Annotated in this window: 10 protein-coding genes, 1 tRNA gene and 1 pseudogene; 9 read left to right on the plus strand and 3 right to left on the minus strand. The window is 61.2% G+C overall.

Translation table 11 applies throughout. The features are described 5' to 3' along the window. Nucleotides 1-77: 77 nt before the first annotated feature. Nucleotides 78-1,460, plus strand: coding sequence for a sensor histidine kinase (locus IWX75_RS14660; protein WP_196822994.1), 1,383 nt, complete (start codon nt 78-80; stop codon nt 1,458-1,460). Nucleotides 1,461-1,469: 9 nt separating this feature from the next. After that, a complete protein-coding gene (locus IWX75_RS14665) occupies nt 1,470-2,042 on the plus strand; it encodes an MOSC domain-containing protein (RefSeq protein WP_196822995.1) in 573 nt (190 codons plus the stop codon). Nucleotides 2,043-2,922: 880 nt separating this feature from the next. Here the strand turns inward: IWX75_RS14665 and IWX75_RS14670 are convergent. After that, nucleotides 2,923-3,126: pseudogene (locus IWX75_RS14670) on the minus strand (DUF4440 domain-containing protein); the annotation flags it as partial. A gap of 342 nt (nt 3,127-3,468) precedes the next feature. On the opposite strand from IWX75_RS14670, the gene IWX75_RS14675 reads away from it, so the two are divergent. The 3 genes from IWX75_RS14675 to IWX75_RS14685 all read left to right on the plus strand — a co-directional run bounded on the left by IWX75_RS14675 (nt 3,469) and on the right by IWX75_RS14685 (nt 6,096). After that, on the plus strand, nt 3,469-4,353 hold the full coding sequence (locus IWX75_RS14675; protein ID WP_196822997.1) for an aldo/keto reductase: 885 nt from the start codon (nt 3,469-3,471) through the stop codon (nt 4,351-4,353). Between the two features lie 44 nt (nt 4,354-4,397). Beyond that, the gene (locus IWX75_RS14680; RefSeq protein ID WP_196822998.1) at nt 4,398-5,426 is read left to right on the plus strand and encodes an aldo/keto reductase; all 1,029 of its coding nucleotides are present in this window, start codon (nt 4,398-4,400) and stop codon (nt 5,424-5,426) included. Nucleotides 5,427-5,616: 190 nt separating this feature from the next. Beyond that, the gene (locus tag IWX75_RS14685) at nt 5,617-6,096 is read left to right on the plus strand and encodes a hypothetical protein (RefSeq protein ID WP_196822999.1); all 480 of its coding nucleotides are present in this window, start codon (nt 5,617-5,619) and stop codon (nt 6,094-6,096) included. Between the two features lie 214 nt (nt 6,097-6,310). On the opposite strand, the gene IWX75_RS14690 is transcribed toward IWX75_RS14685, so the two are convergent. Beyond that, nucleotides 6,311-6,387: transfer RNA gene (locus IWX75_RS14690), tRNA-Met, on the minus strand. A 316-nt stretch (nt 6,388-6,703) separates the two neighbouring features. Between IWX75_RS14690 and IWX75_RS14695 the strand changes: the two genes are divergently transcribed. Both IWX75_RS14695 and IWX75_RS14700 read left to right on the plus strand, forming a co-directional pair. Beyond that, nucleotides 6,704-7,054 (plus strand): hypothetical protein, encoded by a 351-nt coding sequence (locus tag IWX75_RS14695; protein ID WP_196823000.1) that lies wholly within the window; start codon nt 6,704-6,706, stop codon nt 7,052-7,054. 189 nt (nt 7,055-7,243) lie between these two features. Beyond that, nucleotides 7,244-7,561, plus strand: coding sequence for a hypothetical protein (locus IWX75_RS14700; protein ID WP_196823001.1), 318 nt, complete (start codon nt 7,244-7,246; stop codon nt 7,559-7,561). An 82-nt stretch (nt 7,562-7,643) separates the two neighbouring features. Here the strand turns inward: IWX75_RS14700 and IWX75_RS17765 are convergent, their stop codons facing one another. Next, nucleotides 7,644-7,922 carry a hypothetical protein gene (locus tag IWX75_RS17765; protein WP_334684373.1) on the minus strand — a complete coding sequence of 93 codons (279 nt, stop codon included), beginning with the start codon at nt 7,920-7,922 and terminating at the stop codon, nt 7,644-7,646. 180 nt (nt 7,923-8,102) lie between these two features. Here IWX75_RS17765 and IWX75_RS14710 point away from each other — a divergent pair, with 180 nt between their 5' ends. Next, nucleotides 8,103-8,705, plus strand: coding sequence for a hypothetical protein (locus IWX75_RS14710; protein ID WP_196823003.1), 603 nt, complete (start codon nt 8,103-8,105; stop codon nt 8,703-8,705). A gap of 235 nt (nt 8,706-8,940) precedes the next feature. Then, complete coding sequence (locus IWX75_RS14715) at nt 8,941-9,147, plus strand: hypothetical protein (protein WP_196823004.1); 207 nt, start codon at nt 8,941-8,943, stop codon at nt 9,145-9,147. The last annotated feature ends 304 nt before the right edge of the window (nt 9,148-9,451 follow it).

The raw sequence follows: 9,451 nt of genomic DNA on the forward strand, positions 1-9,451 counted from the left end.
GGACGAAACTCATCCTCACCACGCTCGCCCTTCTCACCGCCATCTGTCTTGCCATCGGGGTCTTCAGCCACCTTGTCATGAGCAGCTACTTCACCGGGGAGCTCGACAACGCACTGGGCGCGGCGGCCGGCCGGGCCGGCCTCGGCCCGGGAGCTCCCCCGGGGCGGGGGAACCGCCAGGGCGGCGATTTCGACCTCGGCAACACCCAGGGTCAGCGCCCGGGAACGCTCAACGCTCTTTTCACCGATGGCCAACCGCAGGACTCGGCGGTGGTGCAGGACGACGGCGACACGCAGGCACTGACCGAGGACGACCTGCAGATCCTCTCCCTGCTCGATCCCGCAGCGGCGCCGGTGGAAAGGACCCTGTCGAGTGGAACCTATCGGCTTGATGCGTCGGAAGGCCCAGGCCCGGAACAGTCCGGCACCGTCCTCGTGACCGGGTTCCCTACAGCGGAGCAGGACAGGACGCTGCTCTCGCTCGACATCACCGGCACGGGTCTGTCCCTGGCGGGCCTCACCGTGACCGGACTCGCGGGGACGGTCATTATTCGAAGGTCGCTCCGGCCGCTCGAGCAATTGTCCGCCGTCGCCACCTCCGTGTCCCGACTCCCGTTGGCCTCCGGGGAGGTCGAGATCCCCGTACGGGTGCCGCCCGCCGCGGCTCGGCCCGGCACCGAGGGCGGGACGGTGGGCATCGCCCTGAACGAGATGATCAACCACGTCACCGGCGCACTGCGGGAACGCCATGCCAGTGAGACGAAGGTTCGGCAGTTCGTTGCCGATGCGAGCCATGAGCTGAGGACGCCGTTGACCTCGATCCGTGGCTACACCGAACTCATTTTCCTCAGCGAGCAGGTCAGCCCCTCCGGGCGCTCAGCCCTCGAGCGCGTGGACAGCGAATCGAAGCGCATGTCCTCCCTGGTCGAGGATCTCCTGCTGCTCGCCCGGCTCGACGAGGGACAACGGGAAGGCCCGGCCGACGTCGACCTCTCCGAGCTCATCGTCGAGACGATGAGCGACGCCCAGGTTTCCGCGCCCGACCACCAGTGGAAGCTGGAGCTTCCCGATGAGCCTGTCGTCGTGCCCGCCGTCGGGGCCGAACTGCGACAGGTGATGATCAATCTGCTCTCCAACGCGCACCAACGCACGCCTCCGGGGACCGAAGTGGCCACCGCGCTTCGGATCGCGGATGGTTCAGCCCGGATCACGGTGACAGATGACGGACCCGGCATTGATCCGGGGTTTTTGGGGACGATCTTCACGCGCTTCAGCCGGGGCGACGCCGCGAGGACCAGCCGGAGCGGCAGCACGGGCCTGGGCCTGGCGATCGTGCAGGCCCTTGTTACAGCTAACAGCGGGACGATCAGCGTCAGCAGCAAGCCCGGGGAGACGCGATTCGTCGACGACCTTCCGACTGCACGGAGCGGGCCCGCACCCGGCCACCGCAAGAAAGGATAGCTTGGGGACATGACGGCAACGTATCGCTATGACGTGGAGGTGCTGCACCTGCTCGTGTCACCGGCTCACGCCTATTTCGGCCGCGCCCGCGACGGCGCGGCGGACGTCCCCACAACAGATGCCGACCACGTGGAGCTGGTGACCGGCAAAGGGATCATCGGTGACCGGTTCTTCGGCAAGGCGGCGCACATGGACGCCGCCGTGACCCTGATGGCCATCGAGGCCCTCGAAGCCATCGCCGAGGATCTGGGCGTCGCGCCCTTCGACCCGCTGCTCACACGGCGCAATGTGATCCTTCGGGGCGCCCAGCTGGCTCCGCTCGTGGGCGAGGAGTTCGCGCTGGAATCGCAAGGGGATCTCGTGCGGATCCGGGGCGGGCGGCCTGCCCACCCCTGTGCCTGGATGGATCGGATGCTGGCTCCGGGGGCGCACGCCGCGATGCGCGGGCGGGGAGGAGTGCGCTCCCAGCCGCTCTCGGACGGGGTACTGCATCGCGGCCCGGCCGTATTGATCAGCCCGGTGCCGCTTGAGCCCAGCCGGGCCCATGTCCCCGTGCTGCTGCGGCCGTCACGGCTCCCCTAGCCCACCCGGCGCCTCGGTTGTCCGGCGTTGCAGACGGTCCTCGCCGTCGGCTTCGTCGGAATCCCACGTGCCCCGGAAGATGAAGTCCGTCCGCCCCGGAGGCTGACCCGACACGGAGCGACGACGACGCCGTTCTCCGCTCATATCCCCGGCTCTGCCTCATCACAGCACCGTCACAGCGTCGGCCCGGATGGTGGAGAACGAACATCACGCCACTTCCTGCCATGGCGGTCAGCACACACTCCGGTAAGGCCCACAAGCACTATTGGGTTGTGAGGCGCCACCTAGCTGTACTGCCCGGGGACGTTGGTTGATGTGTGAGGACGCGTTGTAGGTTCTGGACGCGGGGAGGACCTCCGATCGAAAGTGGAGCTGTCTAGGTTCCGGTATCGATCAGGAGGTCCTCGTGTCTCACGCTAATGCTGCACTGACACCGATTCAACGTCTGGCCTTGACCCCGGTTCGTGGACACGGGTTAAGCGGCGAGTTGAACCTCGGCCTGCTCTGATGAGTATTGCAGTTCGAAGTCCACGGGGCTGATTTGCCCGATGACGCGGTGGACGTCTGGTGAGTGCTCATATCCGCTCCAATACTGAGGCGTCATCCAGGAAACATGCCGGGGTAATCCGGGAGAAAGGATACGTCCCTGAAGAAGGAGCATCGGGGGTACGGCAGCTGCTCCAGGCGCTGTGACGCGACGAGTCAGCGACGATGGTGACGATCTCGTGTCTGACCATGACCAGCCTTTGTGAAGGGGACGTGGGTATGTCGGGCGTATCGGTGTTCACCAGGTGGACGCTACGGTCCGGGAGAACACCCAGTCGTCGCCTGATTGCTCGAACCAACTGCGCAGCTGTAGCCGCCAGGTTCCGCGCCCACCCTAGATGGTCGCGTCGGTTGCCGTGCGTGCGGTCAGGACAGGAGCACCGTCCTGACCGGTCGAGGCGTCGACGTTGAGGTCGATTGTGACGACGTCGTGGTACTGCATTTGCCCTGTGCTGATGTCATCGAGCCACTCATTCCGGGGCTGGACGTATCCGGTCATGTGCGTCAGGGAGTAATCCTCCGCCAGCACCTCCCCGAGCTGCTCGAGGTCTCAAGCCACCATGGCCTCACACATCTCGCTATGGAGATGGTGGATGGTCTGCACGATGTCTTCTCGGTCCGTGATGGGCACAGTAACTCCTGGAGGTCACGACGCCACAGGCACGGGCGTCCTTCTACTACAGCGTGAAGCACGCAGCGACTGGCATGAAGATCCTGCTGAACCCGGTACTGGCACTACCCCCTTGGATGAACCCGCTGCTCATACTCGAGTCACCGCCATTACCATCGCTTCTCTTCATGAAAGCTCATCGGGGTCCTACGGATACAGGACCTGACAGTGCCTGTCTCATGCTGGGCCGCACCCGTAGCGTCGAACGATATGAGCACTTCATCATTCCTTTTGAACAATGGCGTCGAAATTCCCTCCTTGGGTTTCGGCGTCTTCCAGTCCGCGCCCGAAGAGACAGCTGCCGCCGTCACCGAAGCCCTACGGGTGGGTTACCGACACATCGACACCGCAGCCGCCTATGGAAACGAGCGTGAGGTCGGCCAAGCTATCAGCACGTCGGGACTCAGCCGCGAAGAACTGTTCATCGAGACGAAAGTCTGGATCAGCGATTATGGGTACGACGAAACGCTGCACGCGTTCGACAAGTCCGCAGGCAAGCTCGGCGTCGAATACCTTGACCTGGTCATCCTGCACCAACCGCTGCCCACCAACTTCCGAAAAACTCTTGCCGCCTACGCCGCCCTCGAAAAGCTATATGCCGACGGGAAAGTGCGTGCCATCGGCGTCAGTAACTTCATGCCCGAGCACCTCCAACACCTCATCAACGTCACCAACGTCGTCCCAACCGCGAACCAGATCGAGATCCACCCCTATTTCCAGCAGAAGGACCTTCTGGCCCTCGACACCGACCACGGGATCCTCAACCAGGCCTGGTCGCCCATCGGGGGTATCACCTTCTACTACGAGGGTGACGGAGGCAGCACCCTCGATGACCCGACCATCGGCGCCATTGCGCAGGCACATGGCAAGACTCCCGCGCAGGTCATGCTCGCCTGGCATCTTGCCCGTGGCCGTTCCGTCATCCCCAAATCTGTCAAAGCCCAACGCATCGCCGAGAACTTCGATGTCTTCGACATCAATCTCACTCCGGATGAGCTTTCCCGAATGGACGACCTCGACAAGGGTGTGCGCCGCGGACCAGAGCCTGTGTCGCTGACTCTCGAGTCCCACGGCATGCCCATCCCCGAAGCCTGACCGAAGTCTTAACACAAGAGGCTAACCAAAAGGAGAAGTGAATCGTGGAATACCGCAAGCTTGGACGCACCGGAGTGTCTGTCAGTCCTCTCTGCCTGGGCACGATGATGTTCGGGCCCTGGGGCAACCAGGACGAAGCCGACTCGATCCGCATCATCCACCGGGCACTGGATGCAGGCATCAACTTCGTCGACACCGCAGACGTCTACTCCGAGGGTGAATCCGAGCGTATCGTCGGCAAGGCCTTGAAAGGTCGGCGCGACGACGTCGTTCTCGCCACTAAGTTCTTCATGCCCATGGGCGAGGACGTCAACCACCGCGGCGGCTCGCGGCGATGGATCATCCAGGAAGTCGAGAATTCCCTGTGCCGGCTGCAGACCGACCACCTCGACCTGTACCAGGTACACCGCCCCAGCCCTGACACGGACGTCAAAGAGACTCTCGGCGCGCTCAACGACCTCGTCCACCAGGGCAAGGTCCGCTACATCGGATCCTCCTCCTACTCCGCAAGTCAGATCGTCGAGGCGCAGTGGACCGCGCGAAAGAGGCACCTTCAGCGCTTCGTCACCGAACAACCCCCCTACTCTCTCCTCGTGCGCGGCATCGAGGAGGACGTGCTCCCCACGATCCAGCGGCACGGCATGGGCAGCCTGACCTACAGCCCACTCTCCGGTGGCTGGCTCTCCGGACGCTGGCGGAAGGGAGAAGACTCATCCCCCACCTCCAGCGCCCGCAAGCGGGCTGCCTTGGCTGACCGCTTCAACCTGACGCTCGAGGCGAACCAGCGCAAACTGGAGGTCGTCGAGAACCTGATCACGCTGGCCGACGAGGCGGGTCTGACACTGATCGAGCTGGCCATCGCCTTTGTTATCCGCCACCCGGCCGTCACCTCGGCGATCATCGGCCCACGCACGATGGAACAACTCGAATCCCAACTCCCCGCAGCCAACGTCACCCTCAGCACCGACATCCTCGACCGCATCGACGAAATCGTTCCACCCGGCCTCACCATCAACCCTGCCGACAACAGCTACGGAACAACGGAACTGGCAGCAACCGCCCGACGACGCTAGCAATCCCGCCGGGCCGTTGCTGCCCGGAGGACGTCAGTCCTACCGGATACCGCCTGAGATTCACCCACTCCGTAACACGCCGATGCGGGTGCTGGGATAACTACCATCCGCCGTCCACCCAGCACCTGCACCTGCACCTGCACCTGCACCGGGCAGCTCGACGACCATCCATGGATAAGTAGGGAAACGCATGCGATCGACAACTACCATCCGCGGAGCTGGAACCCTCCTCATGGCCCTGATCGTCACCGCCTGCACACCAGAAATACCCATCAGCGAGAGGGCACCAACCCAAGGAACGACAGCAGAAAGGCAGGCATCCTCAACACCAGCACCGACCGCATCTCTCGCCCAATACCGCGACGGCCAATACACCGCGACCGGCTGGTACGGATCGGCCCCCTCACACCACGACGTCACCCTCACCATCGACGACAACACCATTACCGCAGTAGACATCACCACTCCGGCAGAGAATGACACCTCACTCGGCTACCAGCAACGATTTGCTGCAGCCCTACCCGACGTTGTCATCGGGCGGAGCATCGCGGAACTCAACATTGATAGGGTCGCCGGCTCAAGCGGATGCTCAGAAGGCTTCATGCATGCTCTCTCACAGATCAGGGACCAAGCCGCCCTGTATCTCGGAGCACGGTTTCGACGTGTCTAAACCGATGATCCCGTTGATATATGAAAGCTAAAGCAACCGTGTTCATTTATAAACTGCGCAGACCCGGGCAACATATGGGCGATTATCGGTGATTTCTCGAGGAGGACCTAGTACGGCTAGCGGAGGGCGGCGCAGCGCTGGTCGTGATTCGTCGTGAAGCCGACGTGGCTCCTTGAAACCGCCCCTACTAACAGAATCGTAAGTAGGTGCTTTTTGGTTGCGGGGACAGGATTTGAACCTGTGACCTCTGGGTTATGAGCCCAGCGAGCTACCGAACTGCTCCACCCCGCGGCGCATAAACGACCCTACTCACCTCAGAATGAATGCACCAATCAGGGACACCCTGGGACCTAAAGTGTTCGGGTTGTTTCCCCCGGAACCAGTCGAGTTCAGTAACGACGAGGGTGTCCCCCGCCCTGCACCACCTGCTCGTCGAAGCCAGCTCTCAGCATCCCAGACAGTGTCCTTGTAGCGCTGACCCGTATTTTTGCGGCATGTGGTGTTGGGCTCTACCCTGTGGATCGCAGCGGTAAGTGGCGTGGTTTCCGCAGCGCTTTATGGCCGGTGGACGCACGCAAGCGGATCCTGTGTAGTGCAGAATGACCGGATGAGCAGCTACAAGGTCGTCGATACCCAGTTCGAACTGCGCCGCGACGTCGTGAGCCTGACACAAATCGTTCACGCGCCGATCAAGCAGCCAACCGGCGAAGTGAAGACCTTCATCTTGAGCGCAAATATCAGCCGTCATAAGTCCGAGAAGTGGGGATGGTCCAACGGTTCTGCTTCAGTCCTCGATTCCGACGGAGAGAGCTGGGGCGGAATAGTAAGCGTCAACACGGACGATGTAATTCGTCTCGTTCCCTCACCGAAACACAGCAACGCTGATCATCAAACCGCGCTTCAAGGCATCGCGGCGGGGCTGTTCGAACGGGCAATCCGAGTCCTGACCATCGATTGAAGCTCTCGCTTGTCCACGCCCGGTGGCCCTCCCTGCGGATCGAGTCTCGTAGGTGGGTCATGTAGCGGACAGACGTAGGCCGCCCGCTGAAAGATTCTCCACCGGGCCCGGCACGCATTCTCGTCGACGGGTCATCTCGCAGTAGGTTCTAGGTGAGCCCGCCGTGTGCGGAGAACGTAGGGAAGCTTCATGAGAAAAGCCAATACCGCGAAGCCTGCTTCGGTAACAGCGACGATCCTGTTTGCCGGCCTCCTAGGAGCCTGGTTCTGGATCAAGATCCAACAGGGTTTCGCGCTGGGGGTCGCTGCCGACGCCCAAACTTTCAGGGTTGCCGCTGCAGCGCTGCTCTTCGCGCCCTTCCTTATCCTCATTTACCTGTGCGTGAAGCCTCCGGCGGTGCTCAAAGACTGTTCACCACAGGGAAGCCTCCTTTTCGCGGGCGTGGGGTTCATTTGGCTCCTCTGTGCCCTGTTTCTCTCCCTCTTCGTTGGGTTCGCTCCCTTTTAGAAGGGAGTTACCCAGCGAAGGTCAGCACGAGCCGTCGAGTTAGCGCCCGCTCAGGAGTCCACAAATGGACATCCATCCTGGTCTAGTCCGCGATAGACACGTACCCATCAGTCCACAAATCATCACCGAGAGTCGCAGCGTCAATGAGAAAGCACTTCGGTTCATCCTCGAACCCCGGCTGAGTTCGCGCTCGATCAATGCGCGCCCCAGCCGCATTCTGGGATGCGTAGACACCCAGCATCTTCGCGTCGTCGCCAGACTGTTCGTCGAGCAGGATCTGACCATCGTCACCGAAATGCTCGATTGGAGAACCGTCGAGCCACTTTGCGTGATGAATGTGCCACACCATGTATACGTCCATGAATGCAGTGTCTCAGCCATAGCCATTAACGGACCCCAGCGTCCCGCGAAGTGATGCCTCACGTATGCGGCGGGCTTGGCAGGTGGCCGCGTGCTCATTTTGAACGTAGGTGCCCCCACGACTCGCAGCGAGTCGTCGGGTTAGAAGCAAAGCGCACCGAAGATGATCTAGATTCAACACATGGGTACAAAAGCCAAGGGCAGGAAGCAGATCAACAAGCTCCTCCTCCGCTCCAAGGAACAAGCCCTCCCTCTTTGCATACTTCGCGACAGCGGCGGCTTACGAACAGAATTTGGCGTGGTGCTTGACCTGTCCGAGGAATGGGTGCTCCTGGCGGAACTTCGCGAAGGGGTGATGCGGGACGGCTACGTAGCCTTTCAGACCAGTCAGATCAAACAAGCCAATGTCTCCGATACATTCATCGACTTTGTCCGCGACAACAACCCCTGGCCCCCACACACCCCGGTCCTGACCGCTGATCTCAGGGATCCCGAACGCCTCATCAGGGCAGCGGTCAAGACGGCAGGTGTCGTTTCGCTCTACAGAGAGAATAGACACCCTGACCAACTGCTCATCGGCATCCCAGTTAAGGGGGGCAAAAAGCGTCTGTGGCTTTTCACGATCGATAAGCACGGACGCTGGGAGTCATTCCTAGACCGGTTCCGTTTGCGAGACATCACGAGGATCGGGTTCGGCGGGGACTACGAACGCGCCGTTGCCACGACAGCTGGCCCAATGCCAGAGCGAGTTCCTGAGAAAGACGATCGAGGTAAAAAAGTCTAGCTGCAGCCGAGCTCGGGGTGCCCGCAAGCGGATCCTCCACCGCTCCACTATTTTCAGGGCTGCCTGCCACCAAAAATGTGGATCACAACGATAAATGGCGACATTCTCGCAGCGCTAAGTGTCTTCCTTGCTGTTCGTAAAGCGATGGGCTTGCAGACAGCTGATGTGACCCTGCTCAGTCCCGTACGGTGAAACATGCTGGTCAGGATTTGACGTTTCATGAGGAGAGCAAGCAATGGCTGAACTTAAGGGAATCGACGTCAAGCTCCGGGCTGCTTTCCTGGTGCCCGCAATGGTCATCATTGTGGCCCTGACCCTCATTGACGCGTTCGTCACCGACATCAGCTACCTGACGGTATGGGTATTCCCCGTCGTGGTTTTCACTGCAATCATCAGCATGATGGTGACAGAACGTAGAAGGCGCCGTCGTATCCCAGATTGATCAAAGCCATGCTTAACCTGCGGTCGATCTTGGGTGTCGTCCCGAGCAATAGGGGATCACTTACCGTGTGTTTGGATCCGTTGACTCCGCCCGGGAGCTCCGCCCGGGAGCTCCGCCGCATTCTGACCGCGTTCCACAACGCGAACGCTAGTAGACCTATGGAAACGGCGAGAAACAAGACATCCAAGAAGGGTGGTCTGAACCGCTCTGGGTTTGATGGAGACATTGGCGTGTCCCGGGTTTCGCGTGGTCCGAATTGCTTGGATTCTCATGCCACGGTGATGATGCGGTTGCGTTCGAACTC

It is taken from the genome of Arthrobacter sp. CAN_A6 (genome assembly GCF_015751715.1).
Taxonomy (GTDB): domain Bacteria; phylum Actinomycetota; class Actinomycetes; order Actinomycetales; family Micrococcaceae; genus Arthrobacter_D.

Bases quoted from the DNA above. Each gene is read 5' to 3' on its own strand.
- IWX75_RS14660 (WP_196822994.1), top strand. From the start codon at position 78: ATGAGCAGCTACTTCACCGGGGAGCTCGACAACGCACTGGGCGCGGCG.
- IWX75_RS14665 (WP_196822995.1), top strand. From the start codon at position 1,470: ATGACGGCAACGTATCGCTATGACGTGGAGGTGCTGCACCTGCTCGTG.
- IWX75_RS14675 (WP_196822997.1), top strand. From the start codon at position 3,469: ATGAGCACTTCATCATTCCTTTTGAACAATGGCGTCGAAATTCCCTCC.
- IWX75_RS14685 (WP_196822999.1), top strand. From the start codon at position 5,617: ATGCGATCGACAACTACCATCCGCGGAGCTGGAACCCTCCTCATGGCC.
- IWX75_RS14695 (WP_196823000.1), top strand. From the start codon at position 6,704: ATGAGCAGCTACAAGGTCGTCGATACCCAGTTCGAACTGCGCCGCGAC.
- IWX75_RS14700 (WP_196823001.1), top strand. From the start codon at position 7,244: ATGAGAAAAGCCAATACCGCGAAGCCTGCTTCGGTAACAGCGACGATC.
- IWX75_RS17765 (WP_334684373.1), bottom strand. From the start codon at position 7,922: ATGGACGTATACATGGTGTGGCACATTCATCACGCAAAGTGGCTCGAC.
- IWX75_RS14710 (WP_196823003.1), top strand. From the start codon at position 8,103: ATGGGTACAAAAGCCAAGGGCAGGAAGCAGATCAACAAGCTCCTCCTC.
- IWX75_RS14715 (WP_196823004.1), top strand. From the start codon at position 8,941: ATGGCTGAACTTAAGGGAATCGACGTCAAGCTCCGGGCTGCTTTCCTG.